The organism is Amycolatopsis decaplanina DSM 44594 (genome assembly GCF_000342005.1).
Classification (GTDB): Bacteria; Actinomycetota; Actinomycetes; order Mycobacteriales; family Pseudonocardiaceae; genus Amycolatopsis; species Amycolatopsis decaplanina.
Window position 1 is genome coordinate 253563 of the sequence record NZ_AOHO01000019.1, and the last position, 20573, is coordinate 274135.

Below are 20573 nucleotides of genomic sequence, written 5' to 3' on the forward strand. Positions count from 1 at the left end.
GCGGCTCGTGAGTGGTAAGGACGGTTAGAACCGTCCTTACCACTCACGAGTACTTCGCTTGCGCTACTTGCGGTTCTAGCAGCTGAGCAGAAGGCCGGTGACCGCCGTGCAGGTCGACGACGCGGTGTTGTCGGCCGCGTTCGGGTCGGCGACGGAACTCTGCGTGATCGTCGCGGTCGTCGTGACCGGCCCGAGGGTCAGCAGTCCCGCGGCCACCGAGAACTTGGCCGTGGCACTGGCTCCGGAAGCGAGCGACGAGAAGTCGCAGTTGACGACCTTCGTACCGCTCGGGTTCGAGCAAGTGGACGAGCCGGTGAAGCGCAGCCCGTTGCCGAGGGTCGACACCACCCGGATCCCCGACGCCGCGGACGGGCCCGCGTTCGTGACCTTGACCGTGTAGTCGATCGACGACGTCAGGATCCCGCGCGGGGACGCGGTCAGCTTGACCCCGAGGTCGGCGGCGCTCGGCGTGTCGGTGATGGTCAGCACGGGGCCGTCGAGGATCTCGAAGCTGTAGTTGTCACCGACGAACTGGTGCTGCAGGGTGACGCTGCCCAGCGGGGCGTCGTCCTTGACCCGGAAGGTGAACACCACGGTCTTGCTCTCACCGGGGGCCACGGTGCCGACGCCACCGCGGATGCTGCCGCCGAGCATGTCACAGGCGAACGCGCCGGGGCAGGACACCAGATCGACGATCCCCGGCAGCGAGGATTCCTTGCCGTAGAGCGTCGCCTTGCCGCCTTCGATCGTCGACGTCGCGTCGGCGTTGTAGACGGTCTGCGTGACGGTGAACGTCTGTCCACGTTGGACGGTTGTCGGCGAGACCTCCACCGCGCTGGTCGGCGGAGCCGCGAGGGCGGAGGTGGGAGCCACGAGCATGATCGTGGCCACAGCGGCCACCAGAGACAAAAGTGAGGCTCTTCGAAGCTTCATCGGTTCTCACTATTCCGGTCGGGGGCGTCGCGCCGATCGGTGCAGACAACGATCAGTCGCCCAGTAACGGACATTCGTTACCGGTGTCGCCCCCAGGTGGCCCGTCGCTCTCACCCGCTCGGACTAACCCGGTCATGTGTTACCAGGTCGGCCGGGCGCCTCGTTCCCAAGCTGTGACAAAACGCGACGATCACGGCGACATCGTGCCGGTCCCACGAAGCGCCGGGAGCAGATTCGCCTCCTCGTAGGCGAAATGCTCTTCGAGTCCATTCACGACACGCTCGAACTCCTCACGCAGCGCGGCGCTTTCGACCTCGCCCCCGCCCTGAAGCAACTCATCGAGGTCGCGCAGCGCGCGGGACACGGTTTCGTGCTCCTGGCGCAGCCGCTTCAGCGCCGGAGCGAGTCCCGGATGAGCCTTCTCGATCGCGGTGAACGCGCCGTCCTCGCGGAGATGATGCATGCGCAGGTCGTTGCAGAAGGTCACGCAATGGCCGAGCAGTTCGCGCCGCAGGCCGGAGCGGTCCGCGACCGGCCCACCGTCGAGTTCGGCCCGCGCGGCCGCCAGCGTCTTGCGAAGTTCGCCGTGGTGGACGAGCAACTGATCGGCGATCGCCCGGCCGCGGGCGGCATCGACTTCCAGCAGGTGCAGCGCGAACCCCCGCTTTTCGCCTTCGAGCGGCACGGCACGCGCGGCATGTGGCACCCCATCGATCTCGAGTGTCGCTTGTGGACTGACGAGAAGGTCGCGGTACCAAGGCGAATCGCCGTCGGGCGCGTACGCCAGATACCGGCTTCCGGAAGGACGGCAGGCGACACGGGTGATGCGAGGACGCCCCGTCTCGGCGTCCGCGGTGGTCATCAGCAACGACACTCCCCAGGTAGCATCATCATGAAAGCTATTTTGCTTTGCATGCAAAGCCTCTTTGCTTGCAAAGGTATCCGGGAGGGTGGCCGGTGTCAACCGAGGACATGGACGTCGACGACGCCGTGCGGGCCTTGCTGCTGCTCATGCCACGTATGGTCGGGCGCGCGAAGCGGATCAAGATCCCCGACGAACTCCAGTCTCTGTCGCTGGCTCCGCGTCACTTGTCGCTGTTGTCGTACCTGCTCTTCGACGGGCCGATGACGGTGAACGAACTGGCCGGACGGCTCGAGGTCGCCCCGACCACGGTGAGCCTCATGGTCGGCGAACTGACCAAGAAGGACGTGCTCGACCGGCGCGAGGACGAGGCGGACCGGAGGCGGCGGATCGTCGCCATCGCCGAACGGATGCGGCCCGCGATCGACGGCTGGCTCGCGCGGGGTGCCCGCGCCTGGCAGAAGGCGCTCACGCCGTTGACCCCGGCCGAACGGCGCCTGTTCATCGACACCCTGCGCGCCTACGAAGACGGACTGACCTAGGAGGTCCGGTGCGCTACCTGTTCATGGGGTGAAGAGATGACCCGGCGCGGTCTGCGCGTCAACGGGCTGGGCCCGCACCCGCCCGAGCACGATCGAGATCCGCGAGCTGTTTCAGGTGATCCGCACGGTGACCTGGTTGTCGGCATAGGTATAGGCGACGTACTCGAATTCGACGCCGGTGCGTTCGACGTACTCGAGCCACGCCTTGTACTCGTGCCGTTGCCAGCCGGGGTAATTGAAGAACTCGTCGAAGTGCACGATGCTGCCGGACCGCAGCCGCGGGCCCACCAGATCGAGGACGGTTTTCGCCGAGCTGTACAGATCGCCGTCCACGTGGAGGAAATCGACGACGCCTTCGTGCCGCTCCAGAAAGCCGGGAAGCGTGTCGGCGAAAAGACCGACGACGAGTTCGGCGCCGGGGACGTCCGGCAGGTCGTCACGCGCGAACGAACCGGCGGGCATCCCGTTGAGCCAGTTCTCCGGCAGGCCCTGGAACCAATCGAACCCGTAGGTCTCGACACCGCCACGGGCCTTGGCGATCACGCGCAGCGTGTTCCCGCTCGCGACACCGAATTCGAGGGCCATTCCTCCTGACGGGGCAAGGGAAAGCGCGTACGCGAGAGTCTCTTGTGGACGCGCGAAGTGCCGGGTCCCGGTCAGCTGCTCGCGGGCGAACCGGTTGCTGTCCCGCGCCGCGTCCTGATCGCCCGCGTAGATGATGTCGCGGCGGCTCCGGATTTCGAACTCGACGACACGGTCGAAACAACGATCCCCTTGCCGGACGATCTCCGCGCGCAGTTCCGCGGCGACCCGTTCCAATTCCTCCGTATAAGGATCATGGAATCGCCGGGCGAGCCGGTGCAAGCCCCGGCCGAGTGTGCCGCGGGCGGATCGGCCCAAGGTCTTCAAGGCTGAACGGGGTGCCAGGTGACGCATTCCGGGACGATACACCAGCACCGTTCGAGTGAACGGGTGCAGAACTTCCGGGGCCGGTTTCGTTGCGGTAACCGAGGGGTCCGCTCCTAGCATCGCGTTCGCCGCCGGTGATCGGGAACCGGCACGGAAAAAGGGAGCACGATGAGCAGGATCGTCATCTTCGGGGCGGGCGGACGCGGAGGGCGACGCGCCGTCGCCGAAGCCGTGGGCCGCGGGCACCAGGTCACCGCCGCCGTCCGGAATCCCGGTCGTCACGCGGATCTCGCCGGGGACAACGTCACCTTGATCGCCGCCGACGTCACGGTCGCGGACGACGTCGCGAAGGCCGCCGCCGGGCACGACGCCGCGATCAGTTCCCCCTACCGCGCGGATGTCCCGTCACGGGAGTTCTATCCGGCCGCCGCGCACGCGCTGATCGACGGCCTCGGCCGGGCCGGGGTCGCGAGGCTGGTCGTCGTCGGCATCGGATCGACGTTGGAGATCGCGCCGGGCGTCGCGTTCCACGACCAGCCGGGCCAGCCGTCGGAGCACCGCGAGTTCTCGCTCGGGCACGCGGCGGAACTGGAGGTCTTCCGCACGTCCGGCGACGGGCTGGACTGGGTGATCATCGCGCCGCCGCCCGTGATCCTCGACGAACACGCCGACCGCACGGGTGAGTACCGCAGCGGAGACCACCGGGTACTGCCGCGCGCGGCCGACGCGGCACCGTTCTCCTATGCGGACCTAGCGGTCGCGCTGGTCGATGAGGTCGAACGGCCGAAGCATTCGAGGGCGATGGTCGCCGTCGACCACTGACCGCCTCGTGAGTGGTGAGGACGGTTAGAACCGTCCTCACCACTCACGAGGCGTGCTTCAGCGCTCCGGGGTGTCGCCACCGTTCTGCTCGGCCAGGAACCGCTCGAACTGGTTGCCCAGTTCCTCGGCGGTCGGCATGTGCTCGACCGACTCCGCGAGCAGGCTTTCCTTGCCGGACGCCTCCATGAACGTGTCGTACTGCTGTTCCAAGGCGCGCACGACGTCGGCGACCTTCTCCGATCCGGCGACCTGACGGGCGATCTCGGCTTCCGCCTCGTGCGAGGCTTCCCGCAGATCGCCGTCCGGCAGATTCAGCCCGGTCGCCGCGGCGACGGCGCCGAGCAGGTTCAGCGCGGCGCTCGGGTACGTCGAGTCCGCCAGGTAGTGCGGCACGTGCGCGGCGAACCCGGACGCGTCGTGCCCCCACTCGCCGAAGCGGAACTCGAGCAGCCCGGCGACGCTGCCCGGCACCTGCATCCGGTTGGGCAGCGGGCGGTGTTCGCCGACCAGTTCGTTCCGCGTCGCGTGCGCGGTCACGCCGAGCGGACGGGTGTGCGGCGCGCCCATCGGGATGCCGTGGAAACCGGTGGTGAGCCGGACGTCCCAGCGTTCGACCAGCCCGCGCACGGCCGCGCAGAACCGCTCCCAGTCGTGGTCCGGTTCCGGCCCGGTGAGCAGCAGGAACGGCACGCCGTCGGCGTCGTGCAGCAGGTGGACGACCAGTTCGGGAGCGTCGTAGGCCTCCCAGTGGTCGATGGAGTAGGTCATCGCCGGGCGGCGCGAGCGGTAGTCGATGAGGCGGTCGACGTCGAACCGCGCGATCACCCGGTGCTCGGAAGAGTTCAGGAGCTGCTCGGCGACGAGCTTGCCCGCCGAACCCGCGTCCATGAAGCCGTCGAAGTAGTGCAGGAGCACGGCCCCGCCGAGGTCAGGGACGTCCGAGTCCACCTCGTACAGGTCTTCCGGGTCCAGCGCCACCAGATCCTCCAGGTTTCGTGCGTGCAACCGTCTACGGGTGGCAACGCCCCGATAGGGGGTATCCATTCCGCCGGCCGTGGCCGAAATCCTATCGGGAAGTGACAGTTGTCGTGGGCGGTCCACACCGAGGTGGTGCAGGGTGGAGAGGTGACAGAAGAGACACTCGGCCTGCGTCCGCCCGCCAACCGGGTGAGTCGGCGCGCCATCGGCTACTGGACGGTGTGGGCCGCGGTCGGCTGGGTGGTGCTCGTCGGCGCGCAGACGGTGTTCGTGGTCACGAGCGATGACGCGCCGACGTGGCTCACGGTGACGTTGACGATCTCGTGCGTGTTCGCGCCACTGCATCTGCTGGTCATGCCGCAGTGGCGCTACCGGATCCACCGCTGGGAGGTCACCGGCGAGGCCGTGTACACCCAGGAGGGCTGGCTCAAACAGGACTGGCGGATCGCGCCGATCTCGCGGATCCAGACCGTCGACATCGAACGCGACCCGGTCGAGCAGCTGTTCCGGCTGGCGAAGATCACCGTGACGACGGCGTCGGCCGCGGGCCCGGTCAAGATCTCCGGTCTCGACCACGCCGACGCGCTGGCGCTGGCGGCCGAACTCACCAAGACCACGCAGGCCACCCCCGGTGACGCGACATGAGCACCGAGGCACCACCGGACGCCGACGTCGGCCGATGGCACCGGCTCGATCGCCGGATGCTGCTGATCCGGCCGGTGCTCGACGTCGTCAAATCGCTGCCGGTGCTGATCGGGACGGTGATCCTCGGCCGGGGCAACGGCTGGGAGTGGTTCGGGCTGGGGATCACCGCACTGACCGTGCTCGTCGGTGTCTCGCACGTGCTCACTTCGCGGTACCGCATCGAGGGCGGCCAGGTGGAATGGACCACGGGCCTGGTGCTGCGCAAACATCGCGCGATCCCGCTGGACCGGGTGCGCACGGTCGACGTCACCTCGGAACCGAAGCACCGCTTGTTCTCCCTCAGCGCCGTGCGCATCGGCACCGGACGGCATTCGCCGGGCCAGGGCGCGAACGGCGACCAGCTGGTGCTCGACGCCGTCAGCGAGACCGAGGCACACCGGCTGCGCACGGTTCTCCTGCACCGCAAGGAGGTCTCCGCGGAAGCCGAGGCCGCGCCGCCGGAGCAGGTCGTGGCGGAGGTCGACCGGAAGTGGGTGCGGTACGCGCCGTTCACGCTGTCCGGGCTCGCCGTGGTGGGCGCGGTGTTCGCCGCCGTCTGGCATTTCGCGCACCAGCTGAACATCGCCCCGGAGAACGTCGGGCCGCTGCGGGACCTCATGGACGACCTGGCGAACACGGCGGTGTGGCTGATCGTCGTCGTCGCGGCGGTCGCCCTGCTCGTGGTCGTCTCGCTGCTTTCCGTCGGCGGCTACGTGCTGTCGTTCTGGAACTTCAAGCTCACCCGCGAAACGGAGGGCACCCTGCACGTCCGGCGCGGGCTGATCACCACGCGTTCGGTGTCCATCGAAGAGGAACGGCTTCGCGGCGTCGAGGTGAAGGAACCGCTGCCGCTGCGGATCGCGGGCGGGGCGCGGCTCACCGCGATCGCGGGCGGGCTGCGCGAAGGCAAGGGCGGGGACAAGGGCGGCGGGCTCCTGCTGCCGCCCGCGCCCGTCGGCCGGGTCCACGAGGTCGCGACCGAGGTGCTGCGGGAGAACTTCGACCCGGCCACCGTACCGCTGAACCGGCATCCGCGGCGGGCGCTGACCCGGCGGCTCACCCGCGCGATCGGCGGCGTGCTGATCCTGGCGGCGGCGCTGTCCGGCCTGGCCTGGATCGATTTCCTGCCGGCGTGGATGTGGCAGGTCGCGCTCGGCCTGGTGCCGTTCGCCGCGCTGGTGGGCTGGGACCGCTACCGCAACCTCGGCCACGCGATCGTCGGGCGGTATCTGGTCAACCGTTCCGGTTCGCTGGCGCGGGCGACGGTGGCGGTCCGGCGTGAGGGGGTCACCGGCATCGTCGTCAGCCGCTCGTTCTTCCAGCGCCGCGCCGGATTGATCACCGTGACGGTCCCGATCGCGGCGGGCAAGGGCGGCTACCAGGTCGTCGACGTCGGCGAATCCGCCGGGCTGGCGATGGCGGAGCAGGCCGCGCCCGGCCTGCTCACGCCCTTCCTTCGCCGGGAGACTCGGCGGTAGCCGGTGACGCCCGCCGGCAGTAGGAGCGGCTGACGTCGAGGTCGGTGAATCCGTATTCCTTCGCCCATTCGCCACTGGACACCGATTTCCCGTTCCAGCGGGCGATTCCGGCGTCACCCGCCGGCGCCGCGACCGCCCTGCCGACGAAAGCCGGGCTTTCAGAAATGGCGAAATGCGGCCGCGTCTTCGTCGCGTCAATTCTCTTCGGTCACCCGATAGGCGTCGAGCCTCGCTTCGGAACGCAACCGGCCCGGCGTGACCGCCACCGCGGTACCGCCATGCGGTTCCAATTCGTGGCCGGGTGCGGACGCCATTCGGTTCACCGCGGTCTTGGCGGGGTCGCGGAAGAACGAAACGTCGATGACCAGCCACAGTGCCCGCAGCCCGGTGTCCAAAGTGGACTCCAAAACCGTCTTGCCCCATTCGATGGGCGCACCATAGATGTCGTCGACCAGCACGTTCAGCGCGCCCTGTTCGGCGTCGATACGCTCGACCAGTGCGCCGACGTCTCCTCGATCGTCTCCGGGAGATTCATTTCCGATCTACGGTCCGAAACCGGCAAGAAGTCCGCTTGTTCGTGGACCAAAGACCCTGGTCCGCATTCACACAATGTGCTACGTTCTTGACTCTTCGTGATTCCCCGGCGAGAGGTCGAGATGACGCCTGCCGCACGATCCCTGGATACCACCGCCCCGCCGAAACGCACCCCCGGCGCGAGCAGCTCACGCAAAGTCCTGCAGCTGCTGCTCTCCTTTTCCGAACGCCGCTGGGACGCGAGCGTCGCCGAGCTCGCCGCGAGTATCGGCACCCCGGTCGCCACCACGTATCGCTATGTCGCGCTGCTGAAGGAACTCCAGCTCCTGGAGGAGGGCAAGACGGGGCGCTATCACGTGACGAGCCAGGTGATGCCGCTCGCTCGGGCCGCGCAACTGGCCAACGACCTCGCCCGGCTGGCCCGTCCGGTGATGGAGGCGGCCGCCCGCGACCTCGGCGAGACCGTGCTGCTGTTCCAGCATTTCGGCGATTCCGCGGTCTGCGCGGACCGGGTCGAATGCGAACGCGCGATGCGCTTCACCTTCCAGCCCGGGCATTCCGTCCCGCTCGGCACCGGCGCGTCGGGCAAGATGCTGCTCGCCATGCTGCCGGAGGGCGAACGCGAGAGGCGGCTTTCGACGATCGTCCAGCGCCGCGGCCCGAGCGTGCGGGAAGAGGTCAAACGCGCCGGGATGAACCGGTACGCGGTCAGCTGGGGTGAGCTGGACGAGGGTGTCTGGTCGTGCTCCGTGCCGATCCCGAGCACCGGGCACCGGCCCGCGGTGCTGACACTGGCCGCCCCCGCGACCCGGATCGGCGACGACGCGAAACGGGCCGCCGTCATCGCGCTCAAGGCGTACGCGGGCAGGATCCACCGGGCCGTTTCGTCGTTCGCCCTCTAATTCGCGCGCGTCCGCTCCCCGCGACGAGTAGAACTCGATCCGTGATCCGACTCGCCGTCCCCGAAGACCTGCCCGTGCTCCAGGACATCGAACGCGCCGCGGGCGAACCGTTCCGCGCGCTCGGCATGGCCGCGATCGCCGACGACGACCCACCGTCGATCGCGGCCCTCACGGCATTCCGACGCGAGGGCCGGGCCTGGGTGTGGGACGCGGGCGACGGCCCGGTGGCGTACCTGCTCGCCGAGGTCGTCGACGGCCACGGCCACATCGAGCAGGTGTCCGTCCATCCGGATCACGCGCGACAGGGCATCGGGCGGCGGCTGATCGAGCACGCCGCGGAGTGGGCCTCGCGCGAAGGGCTCGCGGGGCTGACGCTGACGACGTACGCCGAGGTGCCGTGGAACGCGCCGTACTACGCCCGGCTCGGCTTCGCGACACTCGACGAGGAGAGCCTCACCGAGGGCCTGCGAGCCGTCCGGGCGCACGAAATCGCCCGCGGCCTGGACAAGTGGCCGCGGGTGACCATGCGGCGATGACCCGCGCGGGGGGTTGGGTTGGCGGCGGCCGTCGAACATGTGTTCTACTGTCCGCGCCGGCCCCGGAGGGGGAAGCTCCGCGGGCCGGCACCGGACTTCAGGGAGGCACGGATGGCGGTCAAGATCACCCATCTCACCAACGGGCAGCAGGTGCGCTTCGCCAACGCGGACGGCGCCCGGCGTTACGCCGAGATCATCGGCGGCGGGGTCGACAAATGGCGGTTCACCGTGGTCAGCGGGCATGAGCGCCCGGAATTGTCGGGGCGGGTCGTTAACGTGCCGGTATGGCGTATGACTTCCAGGTGACCGTGGACTCCGCTCATCCGCACGACCTCGCCGACTGGTGGGCCGAGATGCTCGGCTGGCAGGTCGAGCGGAGCAACGAGGAGTTCATCCGCGAGATGCTCGCCAAGGGGTACGCCCCCGAGGAAGCGACGACCACGCACAACGGTGTCCTGGTGTGGAAGGACGGCGCGGCGATCGTCCACCCGGAGACGAAGCAGCGGTTCCTCTTCCAGCTGGTGCCGGAAGGAAAGACGGTCAAGAACCGCCTGCACCTCGACATCCGGATGGGGGCGGACAAGATCGAGGCCGAACTCGAACGGCTGACCGCGCGCGGCGCGACGTTCCTGTACCGCGGCAAGCAGGGACCCGCCGAGTGGATCACGATCGCCGACCCGGAAGGCAACGAACTCTGCCTCTCCTGAGGCGGGCCCACGAGGGCCGCCACTGGGGGTGCGCGTCACCTCGTGAGTGGTGAGGACGGTTAGAACCGTCCTCACCACTCACGAGGCTTTGGCTCAGACCAGCCGGTCGAGCGCGCGCGGCAAAGCCGTCGCGAGCAGGTCGAGTTCCGTCTCCCCGGCGATCAACGGCGGCGACACCGCGATCCCCTTGGCCAGGTTCCGCACGAGGACGCCTTCGTCCCGCGCCAGCCGTTGCAGCCGGTTCGCCGCGCCGGGGTTCGCCGCGACGACGTCCGCCTTCAGTTCGACCGCGCCGAGGAATCCCAGCCCGGCCCGGACCTCCGCGACCAACGGATGCGAAGCCAGCCCGGAAAGCGCGTCCGCCAGCGGTTTCTCCAGTTCCCGCCCGCGCGGGATGAGGCCGTCGCGCTCGTAGATGTCCAGCGTCGCGTTTCCCGCGGCGCAGGCGACCGGATGCCCGGCGTAGGTCGCGCCGTGCCGTAGCACCGGCGCACCCGGCGCGCCGGTGAAGAACGGCTCGGCCACCCTCGGCGCGACGATCAGCGCGCCCAGCGGGATGGTCCCGCCGGTGATGCCCTTCGCGGTCGTGATCATGTCCGGTTTCACGGCCCACCGGTCGATCCCGAACCAGGTACCGAGCCGCCCGAACGCGGCGATCACGCAGTCCGCGACGAACAGCACGTCGTGCTTGCGGCAGATCTCGGCGACCGTCTCGATGTACCCGTCCGGCGGAAGCAGGACGCCGCCCGCACCGATCACCGGTTCGCAGAAGAACGCCGCGACCCGCTCCGGTCCGACCCTCAGGATCTCCGCTTCGAGCGCTTCGGCGCTGTCGTAGGGCACGTGGGAGATGTCGCCCGGCAGCGGCCCGAAGCCCGCCGCGTTGGCCGCGATGCCGCCGACGGCCGTGCCGAAACCATGCGTGCCGTGGTAACCCTGCACCCGGCCGATGACGTGCACCTTCTCCGGGCGCCCGGTGTGCGCGAAATACGAACGGGCGATCTTGACCGCGGTGTCGATGACGTCACCGCCGCCCGAGCCGAAGAACACCTTCGAGCCCGGTTCGGGGGTCAGCGCGGAGACGCGCTCGGCGAGCTTCAGCGCGGGCTCGTTGGCGTTGTAGCCGAACAGGTTGTACGAATCGAGCGTCCGCAACTGGTCCGCGACGGCCCGCGCGATCTCCTCGCGCCCGTGCCCGAAGTTCGCGTACCAGAGCGACGCGGTCGCGTCGAAGTACCGCTTTCCCTCGTCGTCCCAGACGTAGGAACCCTCGCCGCGGGTGATGACGAGCCGGTCGCCGTCGACCGCTCCCATGTCCGCGAAGGGATGCCACAGCGGATTGCGCGCGGACGCCGACGAAACCATGATCTTCCTCCTCGTGCTCGTGCCCCCATCCTCACCCGGATCCGGCAGGGACGCGAACACTCCATCGTGCACAGTTCGCGGCGCGTACCTGTCCGGTCCGTCGGCGCGACCTCCGGTGAATTTCCAACACCATCCCTTCGGCGCTTGACCGACGCCGATCAGTCCTGTTGTTTGATGAGTGAGTTTGTTCAAAGTTGAGCATTCTGGAGGAACTTATGCGTCGTCTCGCTGGCGCGCTCGTCGCCGCCTGCACGCTCACCGCCCTCTGCGCCGTTCCGGCGGCCGCCGACGAGAGTCCACCGCCACCTGTCGCGACCCCGCCGATGGGCTGGAACAGCTGGAACAAGTTCGGCTGCGACATCACCGAAGAGCTGATCCGGGAAACCGCGGACGCGATGGTGTCGTCCGGGATGAAGGCCGCGGGCTACCAGTACGTCAACATCGACGATTGCTGGGCCGAGAAGAACCGCACCCCCGACGGGAAGTACGAGCCACATCGGACCCGCTTTCCCAGCGGTATCAAGGCGTTGGCCGACTACGTGCACGGAAAGGGCCTGAAACTCGGCATCTACACCAGCGCGGGCACGGAAACCTGCGCGCGGACCATGCCCGGTTCACTCGATCACGAGGAGGTCGACGCACAGACGTTCGCGGACTGGGGAGTCGACTACCTCAAATACGACAACTGCCACAACCAGGGCCGCCCCGCGCTGGAGCGGTACACGAAAATGGGCGAGGCACTGAAGAAGACCGGCCGCCCGATCGTCTACGCCCTCTGCGAATGGGGTGAGAACAAGCCCTGGGAATGGGGCAAGGCCGCGGGGGCGCAGTTGTGGCGCACCACCGGCGACATCAGCGACACCTGGTCGAGCATGACCAACCTCCTCGACCAGCAGGTCGGCCTCGAAGGCTACGCCGGACCAGGCGGCTGGAACGACCCGGACATGCTCGAAGTCGGCAACGGCGGCATGACCGACGCGGAATACCGGTCCCACTTCGCGCTCTGGTCGCTGCTCAACGCCCCGCTGCTGGCGGGCAACGACCTGCGTTCGATGTCCGAAGCGACCAAGAAGATCTTGCTCAACAAGGATCTTCTCGCGGTCGACCAGGACTGGGGCGGCGAGCAGGGCCGCAAGATCCGCGACGACGGCGACACCGAGGTGTGGGCCAAGCCGATGTCCGACGGCTCTGAAGTCGTCGTGCTGTTCAATCGCGGCCGCGCGCCGGCGACCCTGTCCGCCACCACCGGGGAGATCGGCGCCCCCGCGGCGTCCGGCTACCGGGTCCGGGATCTGTGGACCGGCGCGGAGACCGAGTCCGCCGGCACCCTGCGGGCCGGCGTGCCCGGTCATGGCTCCGCGGTCTTCCGCGTCTGGCCGTCGAACCAGCCGAAGGCCGCGCCGCATACGACGCTTTCCTTGGGGTCACCCGAATACGCCGCCGTCGACAAACCGTTCACCGCGACGCTGCGGGTCTTCAACGACGGCCGGACGCCGGTGCGGTCGGGCATGGTGAAGCTGACGGTCGGCGCGGGCTGGAAGCCGGACGGCGGCACCGAAGTGCGGATTCCCGCTGTCGCGCCGGGTAAGTCGTGGGAGCGGACCTGGACCGTACGCCCGTCGTCCCCCGGTGGCGACCGCGTCGAGGTCGCCGGACGGTTCGACTACCGGACGTCCTGGGGTGCGCGATCGTTGTCCACGAACGGCAGCGCTCCCCTCGTCAAACCTCCGGTCGCCGGGACGAGCGCGTTGTCGAAGGCGGCGTTCATGACGGCGGACAACGGCTACGGGCCGGTGGAACGCGGGACCAGCAATGGTGAATCGAGTACCGGTGACGGCCACCGGATGAGCATCGGCGGGGTGCCCTACGACGACGGGCTGGGCGTCCACGCGCCGTCGAAGGTCCGGCTCTACCTCGGCGGCGGATGCGCGTCGTTCACTTCGTTCGTAGGGGTCGACGACGAGAAGGCCGGGGGCAGTGTGGCGTTCGAGATCGTCGGTGACGGAAAGCGGCTGGCGAACACCGGTGTGCTCAAGCGGGGCCAGGCCGCTGAGAAGCTTTCCGTGCCACTGAGCGGGGTTCAGGTGCTCGACCTGGTCGTCACGGACGGCGGTGACGGCGTCGACTCCGACCACGCGGACTGGGCAGGCGCCTCCCTGACCTGCTGAAGCTCGTGAGTGGTAAGGACGGTTCTAACCGTCCTTACCACTCACGAGCCCCGGCGGTCGTATGCGGCCAGAAGCTGCTTTTCCGCGTCCCGCAGGTACTTCTCCAGCGCCGTCTCGGCGGCCCCGAACCGGCCTCGCTCCAGATCCCGCAGGATCCGCTCGTGCCGTTCCAGGAACGGCTCGAAGAACGCGCGTGTGTTCTCCGCCAGCACGAAGAAGAGCCGCGTCTCCGCCAGCACCTGGCGCATCGTCGTGCTGACCCGCTCGCTGCCCGCCAGATCTCCCACCGCCTGATGGAACGCGATACTCGCCGTCCCGACGGCCTGCCAGTCGCCTTCGCCTGCCGCGCCACGGCCATCCCGCACCGCGATCGCGATCTCCGAAAGATCCACAGTGGACAGTTCGGAAGCGCGCCGCAGCGCACCGCATTCGGTGACCCGCCGCATCACGTAGAGATCAGAGATGTCCTGCGCGGTCAGTTCCCGTACGAACACGCCGCGGTTGAGTTCGTGCACCGCGAGCCGTTCGTGCGCCAGCAGCTGGAAGGACTCGCGCAGAGTGTTGCGCGAAACGCCCAGCGCGGCGCTGATCGACGGTTCGGAAAGCCTCGACCCCGGCGGGAAGACGCCTTCGGTGATGCGCTGGCGCAGGATCTCGGCGACCCGTTCCGCGGTCCCGTTCCGTTCGAGCAGGGGCCTGTCGCGGGCCGGCGTTTCCTCGTCGGCAGGAGTGGACACGGCGCTACCTGACACCGAGTTCGAAGTCGAGGCTGTACCGGTTCCCCGGCATGGCACCGGCGGCCTTGGCGCCGTCGATCGGGAGCGCGACCCCGTTGACGAACCTGGATTCGTCACTGGCCAGGAAGACCACGGCCTTCGCGACCTCCCACGCCTCGCCGACCCGCCCGGCGGGCGTGCTCGCGACCAGCTGGTGTTGCTTGGCTTCGAAGTCCTCCGGCGACGCGAGCGTGCCGCGCAGCATGTCCGTGTCGATCGCGCCCGGGTTGACCGTGTTCGCACGGATCCCCTGGTGCGCGTGCGCGACGGCGATCGACTTCATCATGCCGACCAGCGCGTGCTTGGTGGCGTTGTACACCGGGTCGCCGGGTCGGCCCATCACCCCGCCGTTGGACGACGTCGTGACGATGCTGCCCGCCTTGTTCGCGATCATGTGCGGCAGCACCGCGCGCGTGCCGAGGAAGGCGGCCCGCACGTTCAGCGCGAAGATGTTGTCGAATTCCGCCAGTGTGGTGTCCGCCAGGGGTTTCCCGAGGTGGATGCCGACGTTGTTGAAGAGCACGTCGATCCGGCCGGTTTCGGCGAGCACGCCGCGCACGAACTCGTCGACCTGTCCTTCGTCGGTGGCGTCCACAAGGGAGTATGCGGCACCGTCGACGGATTCCGCGGGCTCGCGGATGTCGCTGGAGAACACGGTCGCGCCTTCGGCGACGAACTCCTTCACGGTGGCGAGCCCGATGCCCCTGGCACCGCCGAAGACCACCGCGACCTTGCCTGCCAGCCGACCCATGCTCATTTCCTCCCTCTCGACGAAACCGCCGTGTAGTCCTCCGGAAGGCGCACCAGCGCCTCGGGATCTCCGTGATAGGTGACTTCGACGCCGTACAGTTCGCGCGCCGCTTCCACCGAGATGTATCCGTCGACGACGTCGGCGAGCACGGCCTCCGGATCCCGTTCCCGCGGGTCGCCGTAACCGCCGCCGCCCGGGAGGATCACGTTCACCACGTCGTCCGGCCGCAGGTTCACCCGGCTCTTCGAAGGCAAGGCACCGCGGGCGAGTTCGAACCGGCCCACCGCCCCGTCGTGTCCCGAGTCCACACCGGACGCCGGTCGGCGCACCCGATCGACGTTTCCGTTGACACTCCAAGAGATTTCGCCGCGGGCGGCCATCGACGTGCACTGGCCGAGGCCACCGCGCCACCGCCCGGCGCCGCCGGAGTCCGTACGCAGGACACGTTCGCGCTGGATCAACGGCGCCATCGTTTCGATGATCTCCGTCGGCGTGGACCGCAAGCCGCTGGGGAATCCGGTGGTGTTGAGTCCGTCCTTGGTCGCCCTTGCACCGACTCCACCGGTCTGGAAGACGTTGAGCATGAACTCGCGGCCCCCGGCGTCCGCACCGCGCCAGATCGTCATCCACAACGCGTCCGCGCTGTGCGCCAAAGCGTTGCCGGGTAACGCTTCGTGCAGGGCGGTGATCAGCAGCGAGGGCAGGAAATGCCCGATCAGGTGCCGGGACGCGACCGGCGCGGGCGGCGTGCAGTTGAGCACCGATCCCTCCGGCGCGGTGACGTGCACCGGCCGGAACGAACCCGCGTTGTGCGGCACTTCCGGGGAAATGGCCGCCTTGACGGCGAACGAGGCGTACGCCCTGGTGTAGTTGAGGACGACGTTGATCCCGCGTCGGTTCTGCGGCGAAGACCCGGCGAAGTCGAGGTGGATCTCCTCGCCGTCGACGGTCACGGCGACCTTGAGGACGACCTCTTCGTCGTCGAAACCGTCCGTCATCAGTTCGCTGGTGTACGTGCCGTCCGGCAGTTTCCCCAGCGCGTCCCGCAGCGCCCGTTCGGACCGGTTCATGATCTCCGCCGCGACGTCGTCGAGCGAGTCGAGCTCGAACTCCTCCAGCAACCGCAAGAGGCCGGCGGCACCGACCTCGTTCCCGGTGACCTGGGCGTACAGATCGCCGATGGTCTCCTCCGGGGTGCGGACGTTCGCGCGGATCAGCAGTTCGAGATCCGCGTTGACCTCGCCCGCGCGGAGGAACTTCATGATCGGCAGCCGCAGTCCCTCTTCGAAGACCTCGTTCGCCTCGGCCGAGACCAGTCGCCCACCGATATCCGGGGCGTGGCAACAGGAAGCGAACCACGCGACCAGCCGCCCCCGCAGGAACACCGGTGTCGCGACGGTGATGTCGTTGATCTGCCCGGCCGTCTGCCACGGGTCGTTGGTGAGCAGGACGTCCCCCGGCACGAGCGTCTCCGGCGGGTACGCGGCGACGAACTGGTGCATCCCGGTCGCCATCGCGTTGATGTGGCCGGGAGTCCCGCCGACGGACTGGCCGATCATCTCACCGCGCGAGTCGAACACCGCGCAGGCCAGATCGAGCGATTCCCGCACCACGGACGAGAACGCCGTGTTGACGAGCGCGTTCTGCTGTTCAGTGAGGATCGAGTGCAGCCGGTTTCCCAGCACCCCCACCAGGATCGGGTCCACGCTCACACCGTCACCACCAGACTGGCGTCGTCGCCGACGACACAGTGCGCACCCGGTGGAACGACCACAGTGGACTCTCGTTCCTCCACGATGGCCGGGCCCTCGACGCGATCACCCGGCTTGAGCAGGTACCGGTCGAACACCGCCGTGTCGACAAAGCCACCTTTGGCGGGAAAGTACGCTGGACGGCTCCCCTTGCGCGCGTCGCCCTCGGCTTCGGCGCCCGCGAGTTTCAGCGTGACCTCGGGTACCGGACCGCTGGAAACGACCCGCCAGTTGAGCACCTCGATCCCGACGTCCGGTCCGGTCCGCCGATACAGCGTCCGATAGGTCTCAGTGAACGCGTCGATCAGCGACTCCGGCCACTCCCCCGGCTCGACCGGCACACGGATCTCATAGCCTTGCCCGGAGTACCGCATCTCGGCGATCCGGCGGTGCGTCACCTCCGCACCGTCCACACCGGACTTCTCCAGCAGTTCCGCACCCTCGGCCTCCATCTCGGCGAACAGCGCGTCGACCTGTTCCCGGGAGAGATCGAGTACCGCTGAGCGCGCCGAACGCACGAAGTCGAAAGCCAGTGGTGCGGTGAGGAATCCCGCCGCGCTCAGCACCCCGGCGGCGGGCGGCGCGACCACCTCGGGCGCGCCGAGCGCCCGCGCCACGCCGACGCCGTGCACCGGTCCCGCACCGCCGAAAGTGAACATCGGCAGCTTCGCCGGATCCTTGCCGCGTTCGACGGCGTGGACGCGTGCGGCGTTGGCCATGTCTTCGTTGACGCTGGTGTGAATGCCCCAGGCGGCCTCTTCGACGCTGACGCCGAGCGGCCCGGCGATCTTCGAGCGGATCGCCTCACGCGCGCCCTCGGCGTCCAAAGTCATTCCGCCGCCGAGGAAATACCCCGGATCCAGATACCCGAGCACGAGGTCGGCGTCGGTCACGGTCGGCTCGGTGCCGCCTCGTCCGTAACAGACCGGGCCGGGTTCGGACCCCGCCGAATCCGGGCCGACGGTGAGCAGGCCGAGCGCGTCGATGCGCGCGATCGAGCCGCCACCGACGCCGATCTCGATCATGTCCGTGACCGGCACCTTGACCGGCAGGCCGGATCCCGGCAGCAGCCGGTATTTCCGGTCCACTTCGAACTCGTGCGTTACCAGCGGCGCGCCGCCGGAGATCATGCACAGTTTCGCCGTCGTGCCGCCCATGTCGAAGGCCAGGAGATCCTCGACACCGGCGCCCGCGCCGATCGCGGCCGCGGCCAGCGCGCCGCCGGCCGGACCGGATTCGAGGATGCGGATCGGGTAGCGCGCGGCCGTGTCGACGGTCGCGATCCCGCCGTTGGACAGCATGATGTGCGGCGACGGCCGCACCCCGGTCTCGTGCAGGCGCCTTTCCAGATCACGCAGATAGCGTTCGGTGAGGTCCTGGACATACACGTTCGCGACCGTGGTGGACGCGCGTTCGAACTCGCGGATCTCGGGGACGACCTCGCTGGACAGCGCGATCCGCAGCCTCGGCGCGACGTCCTGGAGCACCTCGGCGGCCCGCCGTTCGTGCGCGGGATTGGTGAAGGCGTGCAGGAAACAGATCGCCACCGCGTCGATCCCGCGGGTGTCGAGTTCGCGGCCGAGGCGCGCGACGTATCCCTCGTCCAGTCCCGTGTGGACGGTTCCGTCGGCGAGGATCCGCTCGGGGACGTCGAAGCGCAGGTGACGCGGGATCAGCGGGGCGGGGAGTTCGATGAGCAGGTCGTACAGTTCGTACCGGTGCTCGCGCCGCATCTCCAGCACGTCACGGAACCCGGCGGTCGCGAGCAGCGCGGTGCGCGCTCCCTTGCGTTCGATCAGCGCGTTCGTGACCAGTGTCGTGCCGTGCACGAATTGCTCGACATCGCCCGCGTCCAGCCCGGCTTCGGCGAGTGTCCTTTTGAGACCTTCCTCGACAGCGCGAGCGGGTTCGTCGTGCGTCGTCAGCACTTTGCCGACGGCGACGACCCCGGTCTCGTCGAGCACGCAGAGATCGGTGAACGTGCCGCCGATGTCCACGCCGACGCGGAGCCCGGTCACGAAGGACCCTTGCGATACCAGCGCGGCGAGGTGTTCAGCGGCGGCGCCATCTTCGCGCGGACGACCAGCACATTGGGCTCGTCGGACTCGACGAACTCGCCGAGCAGCCGCCGGAACGCGCGCCCGAATCCGGAGACGCGGTCCGCGTGCACCCCGAAAGACCTGGCCAGGCCGACGAAATCGGGGCTGTCCCAGTCGACGCCCCGGCGCGGCAGCCCGGCGCGGTCCTGGTCGTACCGGAGCATCCCGTAGCCGCCGTCGTCGACGATGATCGTCGTGACCGGCAGCTGTTCCTGCGCCAGCGTGTGGAGATCACCGCAGCCGAACAGGAAGCCGCCGTCACCGGTGACGCAGATCGCCCGGCCGGCGCCCGCGGCACCCGCGCCGAGCGCGGCGGGGAAGCCGTAACCGAGCGTGCCCCAGCCCATGGGATACGCGAGCTTGCGTGGCGCGCGGACCCGATGGAACCCGCCGATCCAATACCCGGCCACGCACATGTCCGCGACCACGACGGCGTCCGGCGGCAACACCTCATCCAAAGTGGACAGGAGGTCCGCGGCTTGCGGTTCTTCTTCCTTGATCCGCCGCCGGACCCGGGCGGAGACCTTGGCGAGCCTGCCGACGAGCGCCGCGATACCCGGCCGTTCCTCGACCTTCAGCGCCTCGACGAGCACCCGGGCGTCCCCGACCAGCGTGATGTCCGGCCGGTAGTTCTTGGCCGCGTCGTCCGGGTCGACGTTGATCGCGATGAGCTTCTTCGGCTGCGGCATCAGCCAGTTCTGCGTCATCAGCCCGTCGAAGTCGGTGCCGATGGCGAGAACCACGTCGGCCTCGTCCCACAGCGCGCCGACCTCGGGCGCGTGCACCGGATTGGGGGCGAGACAGGGATGATCGACCGGCAGGAGCCCGCGAGCGCCGAACGTGGTGAGCACCGGCGCGGCCAGCCGTTCGGCGAGTTTCCCGATCGCCTCGCCCGCCTCGGCGCGCAGCGCGCCGCCTCCCGCCCAGATCAGCGGCCGGTCGGCGGCGGCCAGCAAGGCCTCGGCCTCGGTGAGATCCGGGATCTCGGACGGCCGGGCGTGCGACCTCGGCGGACGGCGCGCGGGCGTCCGCTCCGACAGGAAGTCCGTGGGGATGCCGAGGTAGACCGGCCCGCTCTGCGGCTGGAGCGCGAGCCGGGCGGCGCGGTGGAGGGTGGCGGCGACCTGGTCGGCACTCGGGACGGTGAACCCGGCCTTGGTGACCGGCGCGAACATCGCCTGCTGATCCGATGTCTCGTGCAGCACGCCTCGGACCACCCCGGGCCGCCGCAGCGTGGACGGGATGTCGGTCGCGATGATGAGGACGGGCGCGGCCGAAGCCATGGCCTCGCCGGCGGCGGCGAGCGTGTTCGCCGCGCCGGGCCCCGTGGTCACCAGGGCGACGCCGAGCTTCCCCGTCGCGCGGGCGTAACCGTCGGCCGCGTACCCGGCCGTCTGCTCGTGCCGGACCCCGACGAGCCGGATGTCCGTATCGGCCAGCGCCTCCCATAACGGCAGGTTGTGCACCCCGGGGAGACCGAAGACGACTTCGGTCCCCAGAGCGGTCAGCGCGTCGACGAGATGCTGGGCTCCGGTGGGTGCAGGCACCCCGCCGATAGTGCCAGATCGTTCAACGATCCAGCAACCAACGCGACCGGCTCCCCNGAGTGGTAAGGACGGTTCTAACCGTCTTTACCACTCACGAGGCCCACCACGGTCCGCCGCTCAGGTGGTCGGCCATGCGCCCCGCCACCGCCACCGGCTCCGCCAACGTCGCGAAAGCCACAGTGATGATGATGTGTGTGGACGGAGACCTTGCAGGGTCTGGCCCGGAAAG

At 68.9% G+C, this 20573-nt stretch carries 20 protein-coding genes; 9 read left to right on the top strand and 11 right to left on the bottom strand.

The features are described 5' to 3' along the window. Positions 1-75: 75 nt before the first annotated feature. Positions 76-879 (bottom strand): hypothetical protein, encoded by an 804-nt coding sequence (locus tag H074_RS02455; protein ID WP_235096642.1) that lies wholly within the window; start codon positions 877-879, stop codon positions 76-78. A 244-nt stretch (positions 880-1123) separates the two neighbouring features. Continuing rightward, positions 1124-1795, bottom strand: coding sequence for a hemerythrin domain-containing protein (locus tag H074_RS02460; RefSeq protein WP_039921303.1), 672 nt, complete (start codon positions 1793-1795; stop codon positions 1124-1126). Between the two features lie 110 nt (positions 1796-1905). On the opposite strand from H074_RS02460, the gene H074_RS02465 reads away from it, so the two are divergent. Continuing rightward, positions 1906-2337: a MarR family winged helix-turn-helix transcriptional regulator gene (locus tag H074_RS02465; protein ID WP_007028434.1), complete on the top strand. Its 432-nt coding sequence runs from the start codon at positions 1906-1908 to the stop codon at positions 2335-2337. Between the two features lie 111 nt (positions 2338-2448). Here H074_RS02465 and H074_RS02470 read toward each other — a convergent pair whose 3' ends face one another. Beyond that, positions 2449-3237 (bottom strand): class I SAM-dependent methyltransferase, encoded by a 789-nt coding sequence (locus tag H074_RS02470; protein ID WP_085940870.1) that lies wholly within the window; start codon positions 3235-3237, stop codon positions 2449-2451. Between the two features lie 177 nt (positions 3238-3414). On the opposite strand from H074_RS02470, the gene H074_RS02475 reads away from it, so the two are divergent. Beyond that, positions 3415-4068 (top strand): NAD(P)-dependent oxidoreductase, encoded by a 654-nt coding sequence (locus H074_RS02475; protein ID WP_007028436.1) that lies wholly within the window; start codon positions 3415-3417, stop codon positions 4066-4068. A gap of 57 nt (positions 4069-4125) precedes the next feature. Here the strand turns inward: H074_RS02475 and H074_RS02480 are convergent, their stop codons facing one another. Beyond that, complete coding sequence (locus tag H074_RS02480) at positions 4126-5046, bottom strand: proteasome assembly chaperone family protein (RefSeq protein ID WP_007028437.1); 921 nt, start codon at positions 5044-5046, stop codon at positions 4126-4128. Between the two features lie 105 nt (positions 5047-5151). Here H074_RS02480 and H074_RS02485 point away from each other — a divergent pair, with 105 nt between their 5' ends. Next, entirely contained in the window at positions 5152-5691 is a 540-nt protein-coding gene (locus H074_RS02485; protein WP_007028438.1) for a PH domain-containing protein, read from the top strand. Continuing rightward, on the top strand, positions 5688-7208 hold the full coding sequence (locus H074_RS02490) for a PH domain-containing protein (protein WP_007028439.1): 1521 nt from the start codon (positions 5688-5690) through the stop codon (positions 7206-7208). Before H074_RS02485 ends, H074_RS02490 begins: the two co-directional genes overlap by 4 nt. A gap of 194 nt (positions 7209-7402) precedes the next feature. On the opposite strand, the gene H074_RS41375 is transcribed toward H074_RS02490, so the two are convergent. Continuing rightward, positions 7403-7666 carry an SDR family oxidoreductase gene (locus H074_RS41375; RefSeq protein ID WP_007028440.1) on the bottom strand — a complete coding sequence of 88 codons (264 nt, stop codon included), beginning with the start codon at positions 7664-7666 and terminating at the stop codon, positions 7403-7405. 198 nt (positions 7667-7864) lie between these two features. On the opposite strand from H074_RS41375, the gene H074_RS02500 reads away from it, so the two are divergent. The 4 genes from H074_RS02500 (at position 7865) to H074_RS02515 (ending at position 9887) form a co-directional block, all read left to right on the top strand. Then, positions 7865-8644, top strand: coding sequence for an IclR family transcriptional regulator (locus H074_RS02500; protein WP_007028441.1), 780 nt, complete (start codon positions 7865-7867; stop codon positions 8642-8644). Positions 8645-8685: 41 nt separating this feature from the next. Beyond that, positions 8686-9180, top strand: a complete 495-nt coding sequence (locus H074_RS02505; RefSeq protein ID WP_007028442.1) for a GNAT family N-acetyltransferase — start codon at positions 8686-8688, stop codon at positions 9178-9180. A gap of 111 nt (positions 9181-9291) precedes the next feature. Beyond that, complete coding sequence (locus H074_RS02510) at positions 9292-9486, top strand: hypothetical protein (protein WP_007028443.1); 195 nt, start codon at positions 9292-9294, stop codon at positions 9484-9486. Then, a complete protein-coding gene (locus H074_RS02515) occupies positions 9465-9887 on the top strand; it encodes a VOC family protein (protein WP_039921244.1) in 423 nt (140 codons plus the stop codon). The genes H074_RS02510 and H074_RS02515 overlap by 22 nt, the downstream gene beginning before the upstream one ends. 93 nt (positions 9888-9980) lie before the next feature. On the opposite strand, the gene H074_RS02520 is transcribed toward H074_RS02515, so the two are convergent. Beyond that, complete coding sequence (locus H074_RS02520) at positions 9981-11252, bottom strand: aminotransferase family protein (RefSeq protein WP_007028445.1); 1272 nt, start codon at positions 11250-11252, stop codon at positions 9981-9983. 215 nt (positions 11253-11467) lie between these two features. Between H074_RS02520 and H074_RS02525 the strand changes: the two genes are divergently transcribed. After that, on the top strand, positions 11468-13420 hold the full coding sequence (locus H074_RS02525; protein WP_007028446.1) for an NPCBM/NEW2 domain-containing protein: 1953 nt from the start codon (positions 11468-11470) through the stop codon (positions 13418-13420). Between the two features lie 41 nt (positions 13421-13461). On the opposite strand, the gene H074_RS02530 is transcribed toward H074_RS02525, so the two are convergent. Genes H074_RS02530 through H074_RS02550 form a run of 5 tightly spaced genes read right to left on the bottom strand, consistent with a single transcriptional unit; the run spans position 13462 to position 20344 of the window. After that, positions 13462-14157, bottom strand: a complete 696-nt coding sequence (locus H074_RS02530; protein ID WP_007028447.1) for a GntR family transcriptional regulator — start codon at positions 14155-14157, stop codon at positions 13462-13464. A 4-nt stretch (positions 14158-14161) separates the two neighbouring features. Further along, complete coding sequence (locus H074_RS02535) at positions 14162-14947, bottom strand: SDR family NAD(P)-dependent oxidoreductase (protein ID WP_007028448.1); 786 nt, start codon at positions 14945-14947, stop codon at positions 14162-14164. A gap of 2 nt (positions 14948-14949) precedes the next feature. Then, on the bottom strand, positions 14950-16659 hold the full coding sequence (locus tag H074_RS02540; protein WP_007028449.1) for a hydantoinase B/oxoprolinase family protein: 1710 nt from the start codon (positions 16657-16659) through the stop codon (positions 14950-14952). Continuing rightward, complete coding sequence (locus H074_RS02545; RefSeq protein WP_007028450.1) at positions 16656-18716, bottom strand: hydantoinase/oxoprolinase family protein; 2061 nt, start codon at positions 18714-18716, stop codon at positions 16656-16658. The genes H074_RS02540 and H074_RS02545 overlap by 4 nt, the downstream gene beginning before the upstream one ends. Continuing rightward, positions 18713-20344 (bottom strand): thiamine pyrophosphate-binding protein, encoded by a 1632-nt coding sequence (locus tag H074_RS02550; protein ID WP_007028451.1) that lies wholly within the window; start codon positions 20342-20344, stop codon positions 18713-18715. Before H074_RS02550 ends, H074_RS02545 begins: the two co-directional genes overlap by 4 nt. Positions 20345-20573 lie beyond the last annotated feature (229 nt).

What these genes read in the sequence shown, in the direction of transcription:
- H074_RS02520 (WP_007028445.1), bottom strand. Translation starts at nt 11,252, where the DNA reads ATGGTTTCGTCGGCGTCCGCGCGCAATCCGCTGTGGCATCCCTTCGCG.
- H074_RS02510 (WP_007028443.1), top strand. Translation starts at nt 9,292, where the DNA reads ATGGCGGTCAAGATCACCCATCTCACCAACGGGCAGCAGGTGCGCTTC.
- H074_RS02460 (WP_039921303.1), bottom strand. Translation starts at nt 1,795, where the DNA reads ATGACCACCGCGGACGCCGAGACGGGGCGTCCTCGCATCACCCGTGTC.
- H074_RS02525 (WP_007028446.1), top strand. Translation starts at nt 11,468, where the DNA reads ATGCGTCGTCTCGCTGGCGCGCTCGTCGCCGCCTGCACGCTCACCGCC.
- H074_RS02490 (WP_007028439.1), top strand. Translation starts at nt 5,688, where the DNA reads ATGAGCACCGAGGCACCACCGGACGCCGACGTCGGCCGATGGCACCGG.
- H074_RS02500 (WP_007028441.1), top strand. Translation starts at nt 7,865, where the DNA reads ATGACGCCTGCCGCACGATCCCTGGATACCACCGCCCCGCCGAAACGC.
- H074_RS02515 (WP_039921244.1), top strand. Translation starts at nt 9,465, where the DNA reads ATGGCGTATGACTTCCAGGTGACCGTGGACTCCGCTCATCCGCACGAC.
- H074_RS02535 (WP_007028448.1), bottom strand. Translation starts at nt 14,947, where the DNA reads ATGGGTCGGCTGGCAGGCAAGGTCGCGGTGGTCTTCGGCGGTGCCAGG.
- H074_RS02455 (WP_235096642.1), bottom strand. Translation starts at nt 879, where the DNA reads ATGCTCGTGGCTCCCACCTCCGCCCTCGCGGCTCCGCCGACCAGCGCG.
- H074_RS02465 (WP_007028434.1), top strand. Translation starts at nt 1,906, where the DNA reads ATGGACGTCGACGACGCCGTGCGGGCCTTGCTGCTGCTCATGCCACGT.
- H074_RS02475 (WP_007028436.1), top strand. Translation starts at nt 3,415, where the DNA reads ATGAGCAGGATCGTCATCTTCGGGGCGGGCGGACGCGGAGGGCGACGC.